General features: G+C 54.1%; 19 protein-coding genes. 16 read left to right on the top strand and 3 right to left on the bottom strand.

Features of this window, described 5'->3' with window-relative positions:
- Nucleotides 1–68: 68 nt before the first annotated feature.
- A complete protein-coding gene (gene rne / locus ACX9GU_RS15915; RefSeq protein ID WP_473192180.1) occupies nucleotides 69–3,389 on the bottom strand; it encodes a ribonuclease E in 3,321 nt (1,106 codons plus the stop codon).
- 553 nt (nucleotides 3,390–3,942) lie between these two features.
- Here rne and rluC point away from each other — a divergent pair.
- Nucleotides 3,943–4,911, top strand: a complete 969-nt coding sequence (rluC, locus tag ACX9GU_RS15910; protein ID WP_024485939.1) for a 23S rRNA pseudouridine(955/2504/2580) synthase RluC — start codon at nucleotides 3,943–3,945, stop codon at nucleotides 4,909–4,911.
- 2 nt (nucleotides 4,912–4,913) lie between these two features.
- Here rluC and ACX9GU_RS15905 read toward each other — a convergent pair whose 3' ends face one another.
- Nucleotides 4,914–5,495: a Maf family protein gene (locus ACX9GU_RS15905; protein ID WP_473192179.1), complete on the bottom strand. Its 582-nt coding sequence runs from the start codon at nucleotides 5,493–5,495 to the stop codon at nucleotides 4,914–4,916.
- 141 nt (nucleotides 5,496–5,636) lie between these two features.
- On the opposite strand from ACX9GU_RS15905, the gene yceD reads away from it, so the two are divergent.
- From yceD to ACX9GU_RS15830, 15 genes are all read left to right on the top strand, one after another.
- Nucleotides 5,637–6,158: a 23S rRNA accumulation protein YceD gene (gene yceD, locus ACX9GU_RS15900; protein ID WP_024485941.1), complete on the top strand. Its 522-nt coding sequence runs from the start codon at nucleotides 5,637–5,639 to the stop codon at nucleotides 6,156–6,158.
- A 16-nt stretch (nucleotides 6,159–6,174) separates the two neighbouring features.
- On the top strand, nucleotides 6,175–6,342 hold the full coding sequence (gene rpmF / locus ACX9GU_RS15895) for a 50S ribosomal protein L32 (protein WP_004943042.1): 168 nt from the start codon (nucleotides 6,175–6,177) through the stop codon (nucleotides 6,340–6,342).
- Between the two features lie 12 nt (nucleotides 6,343–6,354).
- On the top strand, nucleotides 6,355–7,389 hold the full coding sequence (plsX, locus tag ACX9GU_RS15890) for a phosphate acyltransferase PlsX (protein ID WP_024528541.1): 1,035 nt from the start codon (nucleotides 6,355–6,357) through the stop codon (nucleotides 7,387–7,389).
- Nucleotides 7,390–7,395: 6 nt separating this feature from the next.
- Nucleotides 7,396–8,349: a beta-ketoacyl-ACP synthase III gene (locus ACX9GU_RS15885; protein ID WP_473192178.1), complete on the top strand. Its 954-nt coding sequence runs from the start codon at nucleotides 7,396–7,398 to the stop codon at nucleotides 8,347–8,349.
- An 18-nt stretch (nucleotides 8,350–8,367) separates the two neighbouring features.
- Complete coding sequence (fabD, locus tag ACX9GU_RS15880) at nucleotides 8,368–9,297, top strand: ACP S-malonyltransferase (protein WP_473192177.1); 930 nt, start codon at nucleotides 8,368–8,370, stop codon at nucleotides 9,295–9,297.
- A gap of 12 nt (nucleotides 9,298–9,309) precedes the next feature.
- Entirely contained in the window at nucleotides 9,310–10,044 is a 735-nt protein-coding gene (gene fabG, locus ACX9GU_RS15875) for a 3-oxoacyl-ACP reductase FabG (RefSeq protein ID WP_021178306.1), read from the top strand.
- 154 nt (nucleotides 10,045–10,198) lie between these two features.
- Nucleotides 10,199–10,435, top strand: a complete 237-nt coding sequence (gene acpP / locus ACX9GU_RS15870; RefSeq protein WP_004719003.1) for an acyl carrier protein — start codon at nucleotides 10,199–10,201, stop codon at nucleotides 10,433–10,435.
- 81 nt (nucleotides 10,436–10,516) lie between these two features.
- The gene (gene fabF / locus ACX9GU_RS15865; RefSeq protein WP_024485943.1) at nucleotides 10,517–11,758 is read left to right on the top strand and encodes a beta-ketoacyl-ACP synthase II; all 1,242 of its coding nucleotides are present in this window, start codon (nucleotides 10,517–10,519) and stop codon (nucleotides 11,756–11,758) included.
- A gap of 262 nt (nucleotides 11,759–12,020) precedes the next feature.
- Complete coding sequence (pabC, locus tag ACX9GU_RS15860) at nucleotides 12,021–12,818, top strand: aminodeoxychorismate lyase (protein ID WP_473192176.1); 798 nt, start codon at nucleotides 12,021–12,023, stop codon at nucleotides 12,816–12,818.
- A gap of 13 nt (nucleotides 12,819–12,831) precedes the next feature.
- Entirely contained in the window at nucleotides 12,832–13,857 is a 1,026-nt protein-coding gene (gene mltG / locus ACX9GU_RS15855; protein WP_166734780.1) for an endolytic transglycosylase MltG, read from the top strand.
- Nucleotides 13,847–14,485 carry a dTMP kinase gene (gene tmk / locus ACX9GU_RS15850; RefSeq protein ID WP_473192175.1) on the top strand — a complete coding sequence of 213 codons (639 nt, stop codon included), beginning with the start codon at nucleotides 13,847–13,849 and terminating at the stop codon, nucleotides 14,483–14,485. The genes mltG and tmk overlap by 11 nt, the downstream gene beginning before the upstream one ends.
- The gene (gene holB, locus ACX9GU_RS15845; RefSeq protein ID WP_473192174.1) at nucleotides 14,485–15,492 is read left to right on the top strand and encodes a DNA polymerase III subunit delta'; all 1,008 of its coding nucleotides are present in this window, start codon (nucleotides 14,485–14,487) and stop codon (nucleotides 15,490–15,492) included. Before tmk ends, holB begins: the two co-directional genes overlap by 1 nt.
- A gap of 14 nt (nucleotides 15,493–15,506) precedes the next feature.
- Nucleotides 15,507–16,283, top strand: coding sequence for a metal-dependent hydrolase (locus ACX9GU_RS15840; RefSeq protein ID WP_473192173.1), 777 nt, complete (start codon nucleotides 15,507–15,509; stop codon nucleotides 16,281–16,283).
- A 339-nt stretch (nucleotides 16,284–16,622) separates the two neighbouring features.
- Entirely contained in the window at nucleotides 16,623–18,056 is a 1,434-nt protein-coding gene (ptsG, locus tag ACX9GU_RS15835) for a PTS glucose transporter subunit IIBC (RefSeq protein WP_021804710.1), read from the top strand.
- A 153-nt stretch (nucleotides 18,057–18,209) separates the two neighbouring features.
- The gene (locus ACX9GU_RS15830; protein ID WP_473192172.1) at nucleotides 18,210–18,719 is read left to right on the top strand and encodes a hypothetical protein; all 510 of its coding nucleotides are present in this window, start codon (nucleotides 18,210–18,212) and stop codon (nucleotides 18,717–18,719) included.
- A gap of 147 nt (nucleotides 18,720–18,866) precedes the next feature.
- Here ACX9GU_RS15830 and ACX9GU_RS15825 read toward each other — a convergent pair whose 3' ends face one another.
- Nucleotides 18,867–19,019, bottom strand: coding sequence for a type I toxin-antitoxin system Hok family toxin (locus tag ACX9GU_RS15825; protein WP_473192171.1), 153 nt, complete (start codon nucleotides 19,017–19,019; stop codon nucleotides 18,867–18,869).
- Nucleotides 19,020–19,347: the final 328 nt, after the last annotated feature.

Here is a 19,347-nt window from a genome sequence, read left to right as displayed (position 1 = left end):
GAAAAAGTGGGGTTAGTCATCAATCTGAACCCGCCATCTAGGCGGGTTTTTTTATGGCAGGGATTAACTTAGTCGTTAACCGGCTGCGGTTTGGTCGCTGGAGCAGTGGCCTGATTAGCCGCTGCATGGCCGCCAGCAGAACCTTTTCCGTCAAAGTTGAAGGAAGGGCGCTGCCACTCGCTGGTCTTCGCGGCTTCCGGCTGGTAATCCGGCGCAGGCGCTTTGGTCATCGGGGCGGTAGCGATATGCTTGTAGAGCGCCGGTTGCGGTTGTGCAACCACTGGGGCTGCCTGCACAGGGGCTGGAGCAGCCTCTGGCTGTGCTGACACGACTTCCGGCTCTGCGGTTACAGTAGCCTCAGCAGGGGCGGCCACAACGGCTTCCACTACAGCTTCTTCAACTACAGGCTCTTGCACCACAGGTTCAGCGATAACTGGCTCAGCTTGTACTGCGGCATCTGCAACCGTCTCAACCTCAGTTGTTTCACTGACAACGGTTTCATCTGCCACAACAGCGGCTGGCTCGGCAGCGACGACAACGTCGGCTACAGTTTCAACAGGTGCTGTTTCTACCGGGGCTTCAACTACCGGTGTTGCCACCGATTCAGCCACTGCCGGAGCGGTTTCAACTACGCTTGGCGCTTCGTTGACTACAGGCTGAACAGGAGCGGCTTCAACAGCCACCGGTGCAGCAGCAACGGCTACGGCTTCTACCGCCACTGGCGCTTGAGCTTCTTCGTGTTCAACGTAGACGGCTGCTTGTGCCACAGGATAGCTGACCCAAACTTTGCCTGACGCCATCTCTGGTGAGGCAAACGCCCCGGCCAACGGCATTGGCGACTGGTTCGGATAACGCTCGTCACGGTAGCGACGACGACGCTGACCACTGACGCGCAGATGGCGTGGAGAACGACGAGAGCGACGTGGCATGCCGTTTTCACCGTTACCACGGTTGTCAGCTTGCGCGTCATCTTCAGACTGGGCCGCAATGGTCTGTGGCAACAGTTTAACGTTCTCAGCCAATACCGGAGCCTGGTTTTCTTCAACCTTGGCGACTGGCGCTTTAGGCGCTAACAGCTCTTCAGCGGCGCGATGCAGTTCTTCTTCCGCCGACAGAACGCGAACTTTTTGCGCGAGCGGGCGACGTTGACGACGTTGCGTTGGCTGCTGATGACGGTCTTCATCTTCGTCATTGCTATGGCTGGCAACAACGACTTCCGCAGTTTCTGGCACTTTGACGTCTTGCGGAGCCTGGCGTTTTTCTTCCTGACGACGGCGTTGACGCTCGGCACGTTGTTCACGGCGCTGTTGCTGATCTTCGCGCTGTACCTTGGCCGCTTCTTCAGTTTGCACTTCGGTGTTGGCAGCCGCTGGTGCAGTCTGTTGCTGTGCGTTACGGCGGTTGTTGCGGCGCTGGTCGTCACGGTTTTCACGTGGTTCACGCGGCTCGCGATTTTCGCGTGGCTCACGATCGCCACGTTCACGGTTGTCACGCCCTTCGCCACGTTCTTTACGCTCGCCACGTTCACCTTTACGGCCAGAACCCTGGCGGCGTTGGCCACGACGATCCTGACGACGGTTGTCGCTGTCTTCCGTTTTCTCAGCTACGACCGGTTTAGCTTCAACCACCGGCGTTTCTTCACCGGCGAACAGTGACTTCAAGCCACCGAACAGACGGCTCAGCAGGCCAGGTTTGGCTTCAGCAGCAGGGGCTGACGAAACTGCCGGTTTGGCGGCAACGGCAGGCTTGCTAACCACAGGTTCTTCTTCATGCGGAGGAGCATCCTGTGACAGAGAGAAGGAAGCCAGAGCCGGTTGCTCACGTTTGCGCTCGACTGGCGCATCATCCTGCGGCTGGGCCATTTCTTCTTCATGCAGCTTCGGCAGCAGGTAGCTCAAGGTTGGTGTTTCTTCACCCTTGCGTACGCGCAACACGGAGTAATGCGGAGTCTGCATCTGATCGTTTGGCACGATGACCGCTTTCACGCCACCCTGGCGCTTTTCGATCGCGCTGACAGAATCACGTTTTTCGTTCAGCAGGTAGGAAGCAACCTGAACCGGTACGATGGCGTGAACTTCTTTGGTGTTCTCTTTCAGCGCTTCTTCTTCGATCAGGCGCAGAATAGACAACGCCAGCGATTCGTTATCACGGATGGTGCCGGTACCGGTACAGCGCGGGCACACGTGGTGGCTGGATTCACCCAGTGACGGGCTGAGACGCTGACGGGACATTTCCAGCAGGCCGAAGCGAGAGATACGGCCAATCTGAATGCGGGCACGATCCTGGCGCACGGCATCGCGCAGACGGTTTTCCACTTCACGCTGGTGACGAACCGGGGTCATATCGATAAAGTCGATAACGATCAGGCCACCCAGGTCGCGCAGGCGCAATTGGCGAGCAATTTCATCTGCGGCTTCCAGGTTGGTGTTGAATGCGGTCTCTTCGATGTCGCCACCGCGGGTTGCACGCGCGGAGTTGATATCGATAGCGGTCAAGGCTTCAGTGGTGTCGATCACGATGGAACCGCCGGAAGGCAGACGCACTTCACGTTGGAATGCGGACTCGATCTGCGATTCGATCTGGTAATGGCTGAACAGCGGGATTTCGCCACTGTACAATTTGATCTTGCTGCTGAAATCCGGGCGGCCCAGGGCAGCGATGTGCTCTTTGGCCAGATCGAGTACCTTCGGGTTGTCGATCAGGATTTCGCCGATGTCCGGACGCAGGTAATCGCGGAATGCTCGCACGATAACGTTGCTTTCCTGGTGGATCAGGAACGGAGCAGGGCGGCCTTCGGCGGCTTTTTTAATCGCTTCCCAGTGCTTGAGGCGGAATGACAGGTCCCATTGCAGAGCGTCGGCAGATTTGCCAACGCCAGCGGTGCGGACAATCAGCCCCATGCCGTCTGGCAATTGCAGCGAGGAAAGCGCTTCTTTCAGTTCGGTACGGTCGTCACCTTCGATGCGGCGGGAAATACCACCGGCACGCGGATTGTTCGGCATCAGAACCAGATAGCTACCGGCCAGGCTGATGAAGGTGGTCAAGGCAGCGCCTTTATTACCCCGTTCTTCTTTATCAACCTGAACGATGACTTCCTGGCCTTCACGCAGCACATCTTTGATGTTTGGGCGACCATGGGAAGAGTAATTGCTTGGGAAGTATTCGCGAGCGATTTCTTTTAGCGGGAGGAAACCATGTCGTTCAGCGCCGTAATCGACGAACGCGGCCTCGAGACTAGGTTCAATTCGAGTGATTTTGCCTTTGTAAATATTCGCTTTTTTCTGCTCATGGCCAGGGCTTTCAATATCCAGATCGTACAGCCGCTGTCCATCTACAAGGGCAACACGCAACTCTTCCTGCTGAGTTGCGTTAATCAACATTCTTTTCATCTTAACTTACTCGTTTTTTTTACATTATCGACAAAGCTGCGGGCAAAATAACCTCATGGCCAGGTTAAAACCGAAAACCCCGTGTCTTCTCGCAAAGCCGTCAACCTCACGGTTGTCGCCTGCATAGGGGCGCATTATCTCGGTAAGCCTGTATTTCTTTGTGAAACACAGCGCTTTTGACTCAGGGAATAGCCTCTGATTTAGGTTGACAGATCTGATTCCATTTGCCGGCCAAGCTGCAACCCGCAGCCCGCTAATTGTTTGATTTCACATTACGTCTTACGCCATTGCTGCGTTTTTGTGCAACCAGACAAACTGTATAATTCCGCAACTCTCCTCGTTTCAAGGGGATCGGCACGGAAAGTTACAGCATTATTCCATTGCAAGTACCTTTATAGCAAGGTGACTTTGCGCTAACTGTGGTGGAAACCGCAAACGATCAACCTGGCTTGCTGCCTTATTGTTCGCTGGCGTTTCTTTCACAGTCTGAGAGACAGTTAAGCACATAAAAAGAGGTGGCGCTATTGACTCGCTCTATTTAGAATCCCGCCCCATGAAAACGAACATTCCCGCAGTACAATTAGTGACGATTTCTGACGACGAAGCCGGTCAGCGAATCGACAATTTTTTGCTTGCCCGCCTGAAAGGCGTGCCGAAGAGCATGATTTATCGCATCGTGCGCAAAGGCGAGGTGCGGGTCAATAAAGGCCGCATCAAGGCTGAATATAAACTGGCCGCGGGCGACGTGGTGCGCATTCCGCCGGTTCGGGTCGCCGAACGTGAAGATGCGCCGGTATCCGCCAAGCTGGATAAAGTTGCAGCCCTGGCGGATTGCATCCTTTATGAGGACGATCACCTGCTGCTGCTGAACAAACCTTCTGGAACGGCGGTGCACGGCGGTAGCGGCCTGAGTTTTGGCGTGATCGAAGGATTGCGGGCATTACGTCCGGAAGCACGTTTTCTGGAGCTGGTGCACCGTCTGGACCGCGATACCTCCGGCGTGTTGATGGTGGCCAAGAAGCGTTCGGCGCTGCGTTCGCTGCACGAGCAACTGCGCCTCAAGGGGATGCAGAAGGATTACATGGCGTTGGTGCGCGGCGAGTGGCAGTCGCACTGCAAAGCGGTGCAGGCACCTTTGCTGAAAAATATTTTGCAGAGCGGGGAGCGCATTGTCCGCGTCAACAGCGAAGGCAAACCTTCAGAGACCCGCTTCAAGATCGAAGAGCGCTTTGAACATGCCACGCTGGTGAAGGCCAGCCCGATCACCGGGCGTACCCACCAGATTCGCGTGCATACCTTGCATGCCGGGCATCCGATCGCCTTTGACGATCGTTATGGTGACCGGGAGTTCGATCGCCAATTGGCGGGTACCGGCCTGAAACGCCTGTTCCTGCATGCGGCGGCGCTGCGCTTTGAACATCCTGCTACCGGCGAAACGATGCGCATCGAAGCGCCGATGGATGATGAACTGCGTCATTGCCTGCAGGTATTGCGCCAACGGACCGCCGCAGCCAAAAAATAAGCTTATACCAGCGGGTTGATCCCTTCAGCCCGCAACATTTCCAACAATGCGATCAGCGGCAGGCCAATCAACGCATTCGGATCGCGGCCCTCCAGCTTCTCAAACAGCGCAATCCCCAAACCTTCACTCTTGAAGCTGCCTGCGCAGTTGAGCGGCTGCTCCAGGCGCACATAGGTTTCGATTTCCACTTCGCTCAAGGTACGGAAATGAACGTGGAAAGGTTCACACATCACCTGTAGGCGTTGGCTACGGCTATTATAGAGCGCCAAACCGGTATAGAAGGTCACCTGCTGGCCGCTGGCCTTACGTAGCTGCTGGCGGGCGTTTTCTTCGCTATGGGGCTTACCGGTGATTTCTCCGGCGATCACACAGACCTGGTCGGAACCGATAATCAGATAATCAGGGTAGGCCATAGCCAGCGCCTGAGCCTTGGCCGCCGCCAGGCGCAGCACCAAAGCCTCGGCACTTTCATCGGGCAGCGGTGTTTCATCGGTTTGCGGTGCTGCACAAATAAAAGGCAGGTGCAGCTTCTCCAACAGTTGCTGGCGGTAGACTGACGTTGAGGCGAGTAAGAGTCTTTGCATAATTTTTTCCACAAACCATAGCGTAAATATGTCGCTCATCTTAAACTGTCGGCCGCTCTGGAAGCGAATATTGGTGAAAGGTGCCGTTTTAGGGCCTTTTTCTTTGACTCTATGACGTTACAAAGTTAATATGCGCGCCCTATGCAAAAGGTAAAATTACCCTTGACCATTGATGCGGTACGTACCGCTCAGAAACGCCTGGACTATGTTGGTTCCTATGCGCCTGAGCTGGTTACACGTGTTGCCGACTCCGTGGTCAGTGTGGACAGTGATGTCGAAGTGCAGTTGTCGTTTGATATTGATAACCAGCGCCTCGCGGTGATAACAGGGCATGCGGACGTCGCGGTAACGCTGATGTGTCAACGCTGTGGTGTCCCGTTTGCACATCAGGTCCACACAACATATTGTTTTAGCCCGGTCGTCAATGATGAGCAGGCTGAGGCATTACCGGAAGCGTACGAACCGATCGAAGTTGACGAGTTTGGCGAAGTCGATCTGTTGGCAATGATAGAAGATGAAATTATTCTTTCACTGCCTGTCGTTCCGGTACATGAATCTGAACACTGTGAAGTGTCCGAAGCGGACATGGTGTTTGGCAAACTGCCTCCTGAGGCGGAGAAACCAAATCCATTTGCCGTATTAGCCAGTTTAAAGCGTAAGTAATCGAGGAGTAAGGTCCATGGCCGTACAACAAAATAAACCAACCCGTTCCAAACGTGGCATGCGTCGTTCACACGATGCCCTGACCACCACCACCTTGTCTGTAGATGCGACTTCCGGTGAAACTCATCGTCGTCACCACATCACTGCCGACGGTTTCTACCGCGGTCGCAAGGTTATCGGCTAAGTCAGCGATACTTTGACTCGTCTAACCCTGGCGTTAGATGCAATGGGCGGGGATTTCGGTCCCTGCGTCACAGTGCCTGCTTCATTGCAGGCACTGGCCTCTAATTTACAGCTTCATCTCCTGTTAGTCGGCGATCCCGACGTCATCTCCCCGTTACTTGCCAAAGCCGATCCGTCTGTCCTGGAACGCTTGCAAGTCGTACCTGCCGAATCGGTTATTGCCGGTGACGCCAAGCCTTCACAAGCGATCCGGGCCAGCCGAGGTACCTCTATGCGTATTGCGCTGGAGTTGATTAAAAGCGGTGAGGCACAGGCTTGTGTCAGTGCAGGGAATACCGGGGCGTTGATGGGGCTGGCCAAGCTGCTGATCAAACCGTTGGACGGCATTGAACGCCCGGCGTTGATGACCGTGATACCTAACCAACAGCGCGGTAAAACCGTGGTGCTGGATCTGGGGGCCAACGTAGAGTGCGATAGCACGATGCTGGTGCAGTTCGCGGTCATGGGAGCAGTGATGGCGGAAGAGGTATTGGGTATCGCGCAGCCACGTGTGGCGCTGCTCAATATCGGCGAAGAAGAAACCAAAGGTCTGGATAATATCCGCGAAGCTTCCGCCGTACTTAAAAAAACTCAGGCAATCAACTATATTGGTTATCTGGAAGGCAACGACCTGCTCACTGGTAAAACCGATGTGATGGTCTGCGACGGCTTCGTGGGCAACGTCACTCTGAAAACCATGGAAGGTGTGATAAGACTGTTCTTGTCGCTACTCAAGTCATCCTCCGAAGGGGGGAAGCAGGCGTGGTGGTTAAAATTGTTGGGTCGTTGGTTACAAAAAAGGGTGGCAAGGCGTTTTGGTCATCTGAACCCCGACCAGTATAATGGTGCATGTCTGTTAGGATTGCGGGGAACCGTGATTAAGAGCCACGGCGCGGCAAACCAAAACGCGTTTGCGGTGGCAATCGAACAGGCTGTACAGGCGGTGCAGCGGCAAGTTCCGGACAGGATTGCTGCGCGCCTTGAAGCTGTATTACCCAAGAGTGACTGATCGTTCATGTATACAAAGATTCTCGGTACGGGGAGTTACTTACCCGCACAAGTGCGCACCAACGCTGACTTAGAAAAAATGGTGGATACGTCTGACGAGTGGATCGTGACTCGCACCGGTATTCGTGAACGTCGTATCGCTGCCCCGGATGAAACCGTGGCAACCATGAGCTTCCACGCCGCGTCTCACGCGATGGAAATGGCGGGTGTGGCTAAAGAAGATATCGGCCTGATCGTGGTGGCGACCACCACTTCGAGCCATGCGTTCCCAAGCTCTGCCTGCCAGGTGCAGCAGATGCTGGGCATTCAGGACTGTGCGGCGTTTGATATCGCCGCGGCCTGTGCTGGCTTTACCTACGCCTTGAGCGTGGCCGATCAGTACGTCAAGAACGGCGCGGTAAAACATGCGCTGGTGATCGGCTCAGATGCGCTGTCGCGCACGCTCGATCCTGAAGATCGTGGCACGATCATCCTGTTTGGCGACGGTGCAGGCGCGGTAGTGCTGGGGGCTTCAGAGGAGCCGGGCATTATCTCTACCCACCTGCATGCCGATGGCCGTTATGGCAATCTGTTGTCACTGCCGAATAAAGATCGTCAAAACCCGGAGCAGCCTGCCTACGTCACCATGGCGGGTAACGAAGTGTTTAAAGTGGCAGTCACCGAACTGGCACATATCGTTGATGAAACGCTGAAGGCCAACGAGTTTGACCGCGGCGAACTGGATTGGCTGGTTCCGCACCAGGCCAACCTGCGCATCATCAGCGCAACGGCAAAAAAATTGGGTATGGGGATGGAGAAAGTGGTGGTGACGCTCGATCGTCATGGTAACACCTCTGCCGCCTCGGTACCTGCGGCGCTCGACGAAGCCGTACGCGACGGGCGCATCCAGCGTGGTCAGCTGGTGTTGCTGGAAGCATTCGGCGGTGGCTTTACCTGGGGCTCGGCGCTGGTTCGCTTTTGATTCAACAGGAATAAAAAAATGACGCAAACTGCTTTTGTTTTTCCAGGCCAGGGTTCACAAACCGTTGGCATGTTGGCCGATTTGGCCGCACAGTTTCCCATTGTGGAACAAACTTTTAGCGACGCTTCTGCGGCTTTGGGTTACGATCTGTGGCAGTTGGTGCAGACTGGCCCGGCAGAAGAGCTGAATAAAACCTGGCAGACCCAGCCAGCGTTGTTGGCGGCCTCCGTTGCCATCTTCCGTGTCTGGCAGCAGCAGGGCGGTAAAATGCCTGTGATGATGGCTGGCCACAGCCTGGGTGAATACTCGGCGCTGGTGTGTGCCGGTGTGCTGGATTTTGCTGCGGCTATCCGTTTGGTAGAGTTGCGCGGCAAGCTGATGCAGGAAGCGGTACCGGAAGGTACCGGTGCCATGTATGCCATCATTGGTCTGGATAATGCCTCGATTGCCAAAGCCTGTGAGGAATCTGCTCAAGGCCAGGTAGTTTCACCGGTGAACTTCAACTCTCCGGGGCAGGTCGTTATCGCGGGCAACAAAGAAGCGGTTGAGCGTGCAGGTGCAGCTTGCAAGGCGGCCGGCGCAAAACGTGCACTGCCGTTGCCGGTGAGCGTGCCTTCGCACTGCGCACTGATGAAAACGGCTGCCGATAAGCTGGCTGTAGCGCTGCAAGACATCACCTTCAACGCGCCGCTGGTTCCGGTAGTCAATAACGTTGATGTACGCGCAGAGACCGCGCCAGAAGCTATCCGCAGTGCGTTGGTTCGCCAGCTGTACAGCCCGGTGCGCTGGACGGAAAGCGTAGAATTTATGGCGGCAGAGGGTGTGACTCTGCTGTTGGAAGTGGGCCCAGGCAAAGTGCTGACCGGCCTGACCAAACGCATTGTCGACACCTTGACGGCGGCAGCGGTTAACGATACTGCCAGCCTGTCTGCGGCGTTGGAACAGTAAAAGAGGATAACCATGAGCTTCGAAGGGAAAATTGTCCTGGTCACTGGCGCAAGCCGCGGTATTGGCCGGGCTATTGCAGAGTTGTTTGTTGCACGTGGCGCCAAGGTTATCGGCACCGCTACCAGCGAGAGCGGTGCTGAAGCCATCAGCAGCTATCTGGGTGAGAACGGCAAAGGCTATATGCTGAACGTGGTTGATGCTCAATCTATCGACAACGTTTTGACCTCGATTCGTGCAGAATTTGGCGAAATCGACATTTTAGTGAATAATGCCGGGATTACGCGTGATAACCTGCTGATGCGAATGAAGGATGAGGAGTGGCAGGATATCCTGGACACCAATCTGACTTCCGTATTCCGTCTGTCAAAAGCGGTAATGCGAGCTATGATGAAAAAGCGGTTTGGCCGTATCATCTCTATCGGTTCCGTTGTTGGTACCATGGGGAATGCAGGGCAGGCTAACTACGCGGCGGCTAAAGCCGGTCTGATTGGTTTTAGTAAGTCTTTGGCACGTGAGATCGCTTCACGTGGCATTACGGTCAACGTCGTGGCTCCTGGCTTTATTGAGACGGACATGACACGGGCGTTGACAGAAGATCAACGCGCAGGCATTTTGACTCAGGTTCCGGCTAGCCGGCTTGGGGAAGCTAAAGAAATCGCCAGCGCTGTTGCATTTTTAGCCTCTGACGAGGCCAGCTACATCACCGGTGAAACGTTACATGTCAATGGCGGCATGTATATGATTTAAAAAATGCGAAAACTATTTGCGTTATTTGAGGTAAAAACCGCAAAATAGCGTAAAATCGTGGTTTGACCAGCCGGGATTTAGTTGCATCTTTTTCAACATTTTATACACTACGAAAACCATCGCGAAAGCGAGTTTTGATAGGAAATTTAAGAGTATGAGCACTATCGAAGAACGCGTTAAGAAAATCATTGTTGAGCAACTGGGTGTTAAGCAGGAAGAAGTATTGAACAACGCTTCTTTCGTTGAAGACCTGGGCGCTGATTCTCTTGACACCGTTGAGCTGGTAATGGCTCTGGAAGAAGAATTCGACACCGAAATTCCAGACGAAGAAGCTGAGAAAATCACTACTGTGCAAGCAGCTATTGATTTCATCAACGCTAGCCAGCAGTAAGCGAACATATCTAGGCGGTCACTCGACCGCCTAAGTTTTTTCTATCCCTAGCGTCATATTTTCCCTCCTTGGAGGACAAACGTGTCTAAGCGTCGAGTAGTTGTGACCGGACTGGGCATGTTGTCTCCTGTCGGCAATACGGTAGAGTCCACATGGAATGCTCTTCTTGCCGGTCAGAGTGGCATCAGCCTGATCGACCATTTCGATACTACTGCCTATGCAACGCGCTTTGCTGGCTTGGTAAAGAATTTTAACTGTGAAGATTTCATCTCGCGCAAAGATGCGCGCAAGATGGATGCCTTCATTCAATACGGCATCGTCGCCGGCATGCAAGCCATGCAGGATGCGGGGCTGGATATCAACGAGGCGAACGCCAATCGTATTGGTGCCGCTATCGGCTCTGGTATCGGCGGCCTGGGGTTGATTGAAGAAAACCATAGCTCACTGGTTAACGGTGGCCCACGGAAAATCAGTCCGTTTTTTGTGCCTTCGACCATTGTGAACATGATTGCCGGTCACCTGACCATTATGTACGGCATGCGTGGCCCAAGTATTTCCATCGCTACTGCCTGTACCTCAGGTGTCCATAACATTGGCCATGCCGCACGTATCATTGCTTACAATGATGCCGATGTGATGCTGGCCGGTGGCGCAGAAAAAGCCAGTACCCCTCTGGGTGTCGGCGGTTTTGGGGCGGCTCGTGCGCTCTCAACCCGCAATGACAACCCACAGGCCGCAAGCCGCCCCTGGGATAAAGACCGTGATGGTTTTGTCCTGGGCGATGGTGCGGGGATGATGGTGCTGGAAGAGTACGAACACGCAAAACAACGCGGTGCGAAAATTTACGCCGAAATTGTCGGGTTTGGTATGAGCAGCGATGCCTACCACATGACATCACCACCGGAAAACGGTGCTGGTGCCGCCTTGGCGATGGAAAACGCACTGCGTGATGCAGGTGTGACAACGTCACAGATTGGTTATATCAACGCGCATGGCACCTCCACGCCGGCCGGTGATAAGGCAGAAACCCAAGCGGTGAAATCCGTATTTGGCAGCGATGCCAACCGGGTGATGGTCAGCTCCACCAAATCGATGACCGGCCACCTGCTGGGTGCCGCCGGGGCGATTGAGTCGATCTTTACCGTATTGGCTCTGCGCGATCAGGCGGTTCCACCTACCATCAATCTGGATAATCCGGATGAAGGTTGCGATCTGGACTTCGTACCACACGAAGCGCGCCAGACCAAAGATATGGAGTTCACGCTGTGTAACTCCTTCGGCTTCGGTGGCACCAACGGTTCGCTGATTTTCCGCCGCGTATAATACCCGTCGCCTTTCAAGCTGTAGCGTTGTTACCTGCACTTGTCCACTCCAGTCACTTACTAAAAGTAAGCTCCTGGGGATGAACAAGCTTGGTGCCTAGCCACAACTTGAAATTCATAGGGTATGAGAGTAACGAAGTTGATCAAGGCCCGGTTCACGTCGACCGGGCTTTTTTTATGGTGAAAAGCGTGGGGAAAGCCGTGTCTGCTGCTATCGTCATATACGCCTGTTATGCTGTAGTGATAACACAGTGAGGAAACGCATGTACTGGATCAACGGACAACAACATGACGCCCTGGCACCCAGCGATCGCGGTTTGCAGTTTGGCGACGGCTGCTTTACCACTGCCAGAGTAGTGGAGGGCAACATCGATCTTTTCCCCTGGCATCTTGAGCGGATGCAGCAGGCGGCGCAGAGATTGCTACTGCCAGCGGTGGACTGGGCGGCATTGGAACTTGAGATGCGCCATGCGGCAGGCTCTCTCTCCCTGGGCGTGGTTAAAGCGATACTGACCAGAGGCACCGGTGGACGAGGATACAGCCCGCACGGCTGTGCTGCTCCTACACGGATCGTTTCACGCAGCACCTATCCCACGCATTACCTGTCATGGCGTGAGGAAGGGATCAGTCTGGCTCTCAGCCCGGTTGCGCTGGGGCGTAATCCATTGCTGGCTGGCTTGAAGCACCTTAACCGCCTGGAGCAAGTGTTGATCCGTGCACATCTTGACCAGGCCGATGCCCATGAGGCGCTGGTGCTTGACACTGCGGGTATGCTGGTGGAATGCTGTGCGGCTAATTTGTTCTGGCGCAAAGGAAAAAACGTCTTTACGCCAAATCTGGATCAGGCCGGTGTCGCCGGTGTGATGCGCCGCCGTGTGATTGAACTTCTGGCGGGCAGCGAGTATCTACTGCATTACGTCAGTGAACCGCTAGAGACGCTGGCCGATGCGGAGGAAGTGCTGATATGCAACGCGCTGATGCCGTTGCTGCCGGTGAATAGGGCACAATCATGGCGCTATCCTTCGCGCCAACTGTATGATTTTTTGCGACCACATTGTTAATGATGGCTGATTGATGAAGAGAAAAAAGCTCAAGATTGTTGTACTGCTGCTGCTCCTGGCGTTGGCTTCGCTGTATTGGGGGCATCAGCGGATTGAACGCTTTGCCGAGACTCCGCTGGCGATTGGGCAGGAAACCTACTTCAAACTGCCTGCAGGCACTGGCCGTGTGGCGCTGGAAGGGCTGCTGGTACGCGACAAGTTGATCCACAATGGCCGCTGGTTCCCGTGGTTACTGCGCCTGGAGCCGGAACTGGCCGAATTCAAGGCGGGCACCTACCGTTTAACCCCGGGGATGACGGTGCGCCAGATGCTGAAACTGTTGGCGAGCGGCAAAGAAGCCCAGTTCAGCGCACGCTTTATCGAGGGTTCGCGTCTGAAAGATTGGCTGCAGGTGCTGCAAGACTCCAAGTATGTCAAACATACCCTGGCAGGTAAAAGCGAGGCGGAAATCGCCAAGGCGCTGGGGCTGCCAGAAGGTGGCGTGCTGGAAGGCCGTTTGTATCCAGATACCTATCTCTATACGGCAGGAACCACCGATCAGGCATTGTTAAAGCGCTCGCAGTTGCGGATGTACAAGGCATTGCAGGACGTTTGGCATGCGCGAGACACCAGCTTGCCATACAAAACGCCGGAAGAGTTGCTGACGATGGCTTCGATCGTTGAGAAGGAGACTGCGGTAGCGGAGGAACGCACCAAGGTCGCTTCGGTGTTTATCAATCGCCTGCGTTTGGGCATGCGTCTGCAAACCGATCCTACGGTGATCTACGGCATGGGCGACAGTTACACCGGTAACATCACCCGTAAGGATCTGGAGACGGCAACGCCCTATAACACCTATGTGATCAGTGGCCTGCCGCCAACGCCGATTGCCATGCCGAGCCGTGCTTCACTGGAAGCTGCAGCCAATCCGGCTAAAACCGATTATTTGTACTTTGTTGCCGACGGCAAGGGTGGCCATACGTTCACCACCAACCTGGCAAGCCATAATGCTGCGGTGCGTGTCTATCGGCAGGTACAAAAGGAAAAGAATGAAAAGTAACTTTGTAGTGATTGAAGGGTTGGAAGGCGCGGGTAAAACCACCGCGCGCAATACCGTGGTCAACGTGCTTAACGAGCAGGGTATTAACGACATTGTGTTTACCCGTGAACCGGGCGGTACGCCACTGGCGGAGAAGCTGCGCGAGCTGTTTAAATGCGGTGCAGACGGCGATTTGCCGACCATCAAGGCGGAACTGCTGATGATATATGCCGCGCGGGTGCAACTGGTGGAAACCGTGATCAAACCGGCGTTGGCGCGGGGAGCCTGGGTGGTTGGCGATCGTCACGATCTTTCCGCGCAAGCCTATCAGGGCGGGGGGCGGGGAATCGACCCACACTTGATGAGTTCGCTGCGTGATACGGTATTGGGTGACTTCCGCCCCGACCTGACCCTGTATCTCGACTTACCTCCGTCGGTGGGCCTGCAAAGGGCGCGCGCGCGCGGAGAGTTGGATCGTATTGAGCAAGAAGCGCTGCCGTTCTTTGAACGTACCCGCGCGCGCTATCTTGAACTGGCGGCGCAGGATGCGAGTATAGTTACCATAGATGCGGCACAAACGCTGGAACAGGTCACCGCCGATATTCGCCAGGTGGTCGTACAGTGGCTGCAACAGCAGGAAGGGGCGTAATGAACTGGTACCCGTGGCTTAACTCTCCCTATCGTCATTTGGTGGGGCAGTATGCGGCTGGGCGTGGCCATCACGCATTACTGCTGCATGCGGCGGTGGGCAACGGCGATGCTGAGCTACTCTATGCCCTGAGCCGTTGGCTGATCTGCCAAAAGCGCAATGGTGAAAAGAGCTGCGGTGAGTGTCACAGCTGTCGGTTGATGCTGGCAGGCAACCACCCGGACTACCACGTATTGGCCCCGGAAAAGGGCAAAAGTAGCCTGGGTATCGAACCGATCCGCCAGGTGATTGAGGTCCTCTATTCCCATGCCCAGCAGGGGGGAGCCAAGGTGGTGTGGCTGTCGCAGGCAGAACTGTTGACCGAGGCCGCCGCCAACGCCTTGCTGAAAACTCTGGAAGAGCCTCCGGCCAATACCTACTTCCTGCTCGGTTGCCGTGAGCCCTCAAGCCTGCTGGCGACTCTGCGTAGCCGCTGTTTCTACTGGCATCTGGCCAGCCCGGATGAACAGCTGAGTCTGCAATGGCTTAACCGCCAGGGCGCGGGCAATCCGGTCGATCGTCTGACCGCATTACGCTTGCATGGCGGTGCTCCACTTGCTGCCGAACAGTTGCTGCAACCGAATCGCTGGCAACAGCGGGCCGCACTGTGTAACGCCTTGAACACCGCTCTGCCGCAGTGCGATATGTTGGCCCTGTTGCCGGCACTGAACCATGACGACGTGGCGGACCGGCTACACTGGCTATGCGCGTTGCTGATGGATGCGATGAAATACCAGCAGGGGGCCGCGAGCTATGCTCTGAACCAGGATCAACTGCCGCTGGTCCAGCAGTTGGCCAGCCGTTTGAGCAGCGTTTCGCTCCAGCAAATCATGCAGCAGTGGCTTAACTGCCGCCATCAGTTACTCAGTGTGGTCGGCGTTAATCGCGAGCTGTTGCTGACAGAACAGTTACTCGGTTGGGAGCAGATGCTCGGCGCTACCGGTTACTCACTCCCTCATTCGTTGTAAAAGAGTTAATTATCATGTTATTAGTAGATTCTCACTGCCACCTCGACAGCCTGGACTTCGCCACCTTGCACCACAGCGTGGACGATGCCCTGGTCAAAGCCAAAGCGCAGGATGTGGGTTTTGTACTGGCGGTTGCCACCACGCTGCCGGGTTACCAGGCGATGACCCAACTGATCGGTCAACGTAACGATGTCGCGTTCTCCTGTGGCGTTCATCCGTTGAATCTGGAGGGGGGCTACGATTATGCCGAACTGCGCAGTCTGGCTGCGGCAGAGCAGGTGGTTGCCCTGGGGGAAACCGGGCTGGATTACTTCTATCAGCAAGACAATATCCCGTTACAGCAAGAGTCGTTCCGCCAACATATTCGTATTGGCCGGGATCTCAACAAGCCGGTGATTGTGCATACGCGTGACGCGCGTGAAGATACGTTGGCCATTCTGCGCGAAGAGAACGCACAGGATTGCGGCGGCGTGCTGCATTGCTTCACCGAAGATTTGCCAACGGCTAAAGCCTTGCTCGATCTGGGCTTCTATATCTCGTTTTCCGGCATTGTCACTTTCCGTAACGCCGAGCCGCTGCGCGAGGTGGCCCGCTATGTGCCATTGGATCGCATGCTGGTGGAAACCGACTCGCCATACCTGGCGCCGGTGCCTCATCGCGGCAAAGAAAACCAACCCGCCTATGTGCGTGACGTCGCAGAATACCTGGCCGTATTGAAGGGCGTCAGTCTGGAAAACCTGGCGCAAGCGACCACCGCCAACTTTTCACGTTTGTTTCACATCGAACTCTGATCCTTCGCCCAGGCTTAGCGAACCGCTGGCGATAATCTAATTCTTTTTAAGCTCGTAATTAATCCTCGAAACGGGTAATGTTCCCACCCGTTTCAGGGGATCGGCCGGGCAAATTTTCATCTTTCTTTACAAAAAGTAGACGATTTTTGAAAAATGGCCTGTCAGATTCATCGAAACGTGACTGCCATCAAACATTGTTCAGGGTATTTATTTTACTCTGCGTAAAAATTAAAGGGGTGCTCAGACACCCTGAAAATGCAGGGGTTTTCTCTCCCCCCTCTGCAACGCGAAAATTCGCGAGAAGTAGCAAAGCACTATTACTCAGGAGCACACTCAACTATGTTCAAGAACGCATTTGCCAACCTGCAAAAAGTAGGTAAATCGCTGATGCTGCCGGTTTCCGTATTGCCTATCGCAGGTATCCTGCTGGGCGTCGGTTCCGCCAACTTTAGCTGGCTACCGCTGGTAGTCTCTCACGTGATGGCGGAAGCCGGCGGTTCCGTATTCGCCAATATGCCGTTGATCTTCGCTATCGGTGTTGCCCTGGGCTTCACTAACAACGACGGTGTTTCTGCATTGGCCGCGGTAGTGGCTTACGGCATCATGGTGAAAACCATGGCCGTGGTTGCGCCGCTGGTGCTGCATTTGCCAGCCGAAGAGATTGCGGCCAAACACCTGGCGGATACCGGTGTGCTCGGGGGGATTATCTCCGGTGCCATTGCTGCCTACATGTTTAACCGCTTCTTCCGCATTCAGTTGCCAGAATACCTGGGCTTCTTTGCCGGTAAGCGTTTTGTGCCGATCATCTCTGGTTTGGCCGCTATCATTCTGGGTGTGATCCTCTCCTTCATCTGGCCGCCAATCGGTACGGCTATCCAGACCTTCTCCGAATGGGCGGCTTATCAGAACCCAGTGGTGGCATTCGGTATCTACGGTTTTGTTGAGCGTGCGCTGGTACCGTTTGGTCTGCACCACATCTGGAACGTTCCGTTCCAAATGCAGATTGGTGAATATACCAATGCGGCCGGTCAAGTGTTCCACGGCGATATTCCGCGTTACATGGCGGGTGACCCAACTGCGGGTATGCTGTCTGGTGGCTTCCTGTTCAAAATGTATGGTCTGCCTGCTGCAGCGATTGCCATCTGGCACTCAGCCAAGCCGGAAAACCGTGCCAAAGTCGGCGGTATCATGATCTCCGCTGCGCTGACCTCGTTCCTGACCGGTATTACCGAGCCGATCGAGTTCTCCTTCATGTTCGTTGCGCCGATCCTGTACGTAATCCATGCGATCCTGGCAGGCCTGGCGTTCCCAATCTGTATTCTGTTGGGTATGCGTGACGGTACCAGCTTCTCACACGGCCTGATCGACTTCATCGTACTGAGCGGCAACAGCAGCAAAATCTGGCTGTTCCCAATCGTTGGTGTCATCTACGGTCTGGTGTACTACACCATCTTCCGCGTGCTGATTGCCAAACTGGATCTGAAAACCCCTGGCCGTGAAGACAATGCTTCCGAGCAGGTGGCTCAGGGCGGTTCTGAAATGTCTGCTGCGCTGGTTCAGGCATTCGGCGGTAAAGAGAACATCACCAACCTGGATGCCTGTATTACCCGTCTGCGCGTTAGCGTGGCCGACGTATCCAAGGTCGACCAGGCTGGTCTGAAGAAACTGGGTGCTGCCGGTGTAGTTGTGGCTGGCTCAGGCGTTCAGGCGATCTTTGGTACCAAATCCGATAACCTGAAAACCGATATGGATGAATACATCCGTAACAACTGATTCAGGTAGGGGAGTTAATGGGGAGGCTTAGGCCTCCCTTTTTTTATGCTCTTTTCTGAGCTAGTAACCGTTATTGACATGAGTTCGGTATTAAGTTTATATCCGTTAGTACAAAAAATTAGCTTCATGAAGCCAGCCAGAAGGACATTGGCGATGAAAAAATACTCTTATCCTTATCTTTTTAGCGTGACGATACTATTTTTGGGATTCGTTTTTGGGATGATGCTATGGCATGGTGAGATCTATCGTCAAACCTTTCTGAATCGAACAAGTGTGCGTTATATGCTTGTGACGTCGCTGGCACTGGCTTTGCTTATCTCACTTTTAATTATCAGAAGTGGCGCGTTTAACAGCAGTAAATTCATTGATTATATTAAGCTTTATGGCGCTATTAGCATTGTAACGGTGCTTGTCGCTATCATGTTATTAATAACGGCTACTTACTATCTACCCGGTAAAACATCTTCATATACTACGACGTATTCCTATGCGTACGGGAGTCGCAACAGTTGTACTGGGGCAGAAGTTAATGATGCAGATTTAGACATGAGTATTAGAGTATGTCATCCCGTGGGCAACTATGAGTTTAATAACAAGATATATATTGAAAAACGAACTAATGCCCTTGGTATGGTGGTGACTTACGCTATAACTTTCCCTTAATGGTGGCACATTGTCAAAAAGAAGAGGCCATTGGGAACGAGATAGTGCTAGTAAAGGCGGGGAAGACTTCTTTTTTGATGGAAGGGGTGCTCATGGATCTCTGCTCAAACAACCAACAGGCGGGGCGAGCCCCGCCGTTGGGTTGCCTTACCTTGCGGATTCGTAAGCCATCATGGCCGCAACCTCCGTTTCTCCGCTACGAATGCGGATCTCACAGAGTCTTTTCCTGGTCATCCAGGTAAACACCAGTACGTTGATACAGAGAATGACCAGGGCCATTACTACTAATTTTTGCGGCATGATAGCCTCCTTGTCCTTGCCTTTCGGCGGGTAAGAGGCTACCTTTATGGTGTTCATGCATAAGAGTGGCCTCGGGTTGATTTACATCGATTCGGGGCTTTTCTCTTTCTATCCTTGCTAATGCTCAGGACAAAAAGATCCAGAGCACCCACGCGAATGTTAACAGCAATCCTGCCTGGTAATAAATCAGCGCTTTGTTACATAGAACAATTAAGCTGAACCGGCTCAGTGCTCATCCTTGTTATTTATTGGTTTTTTGCCCGTTTCTTGCGGTGACGAATTTCTATATAACTCATTGGTTTTTTTACACCTATTTTTCTTACCTATG

The sequence above is a fragment of the Serratia sp. K1WW1 genome (assembly GCF_055790865.1).
The sequence above is the reverse complement of the archived record's forward strand: the minus strand, read 5'-3'. Positions and strand labels throughout refer to the sequence as shown.

What these genes read in the sequence shown, in the direction of transcription:
- rne (WP_473192180.1), bottom strand. Translation starts at nt 3,389, where the DNA reads ATGAAAAGAATGTTGATTAACGCAACTCAGCAGGAAGAGTTGCGTGTT.
- rluC (WP_024485939.1), top strand. Translation starts at nt 3,943, where the DNA reads ATGAAAACGAACATTCCCGCAGTACAATTAGTGACGATTTCTGACGAC.
- ACX9GU_RS15905 (WP_473192179.1), bottom strand. Translation starts at nt 5,495, where the DNA reads ATGCAAAGACTCTTACTCGCCTCAACGTCAGTCTACCGCCAGCAACTG.
- yceD (WP_024485941.1), top strand. Translation starts at nt 5,637, where the DNA reads ATGCAAAAGGTAAAATTACCCTTGACCATTGATGCGGTACGTACCGCT.
- rpmF (WP_004943042.1), top strand. Translation starts at nt 6,175, where the DNA reads ATGGCCGTACAACAAAATAAACCAACCCGTTCCAAACGTGGCATGCGT.
- ACX9GU_RS15885 (WP_473192178.1), top strand. Translation starts at nt 7,396, where the DNA reads ATGTATACAAAGATTCTCGGTACGGGGAGTTACTTACCCGCACAAGTG.
- fabD (WP_473192177.1), top strand. Translation starts at nt 8,368, where the DNA reads ATGACGCAAACTGCTTTTGTTTTTCCAGGCCAGGGTTCACAAACCGTT.
- fabG (WP_021178306.1), top strand. Translation starts at nt 9,310, where the DNA reads ATGAGCTTCGAAGGGAAAATTGTCCTGGTCACTGGCGCAAGCCGCGGT.
- acpP (WP_004719003.1), top strand. Translation starts at nt 10,199, where the DNA reads ATGAGCACTATCGAAGAACGCGTTAAGAAAATCATTGTTGAGCAACTG.
- pabC (WP_473192176.1), top strand. Translation starts at nt 12,021, where the DNA reads ATGTACTGGATCAACGGACAACAACATGACGCCCTGGCACCCAGCGAT.
- mltG (WP_166734780.1), top strand. Translation starts at nt 12,832, where the DNA reads ATGAAGAGAAAAAAGCTCAAGATTGTTGTACTGCTGCTGCTCCTGGCG.
- tmk (WP_473192175.1), top strand. Translation starts at nt 13,847, where the DNA reads ATGAAAAGTAACTTTGTAGTGATTGAAGGGTTGGAAGGCGCGGGTAAA.
- holB (WP_473192174.1), top strand. Translation starts at nt 14,485, where the DNA reads ATGAACTGGTACCCGTGGCTTAACTCTCCCTATCGTCATTTGGTGGGG.
- ACX9GU_RS15840 (WP_473192173.1), top strand. Translation starts at nt 15,507, where the DNA reads ATGTTATTAGTAGATTCTCACTGCCACCTCGACAGCCTGGACTTCGCC.
- ptsG (WP_021804710.1), top strand. Translation starts at nt 16,623, where the DNA reads ATGTTCAAGAACGCATTTGCCAACCTGCAAAAAGTAGGTAAATCGCTG.
- ACX9GU_RS15830 (WP_473192172.1), top strand. Translation starts at nt 18,210, where the DNA reads ATGAAAAAATACTCTTATCCTTATCTTTTTAGCGTGACGATACTATTT.
- ACX9GU_RS15825 (WP_473192171.1), bottom strand. Translation starts at nt 19,019, where the DNA reads ATGCCGCAAAAATTAGTAGTAATGGCCCTGGTCATTCTCTGTATCAAC.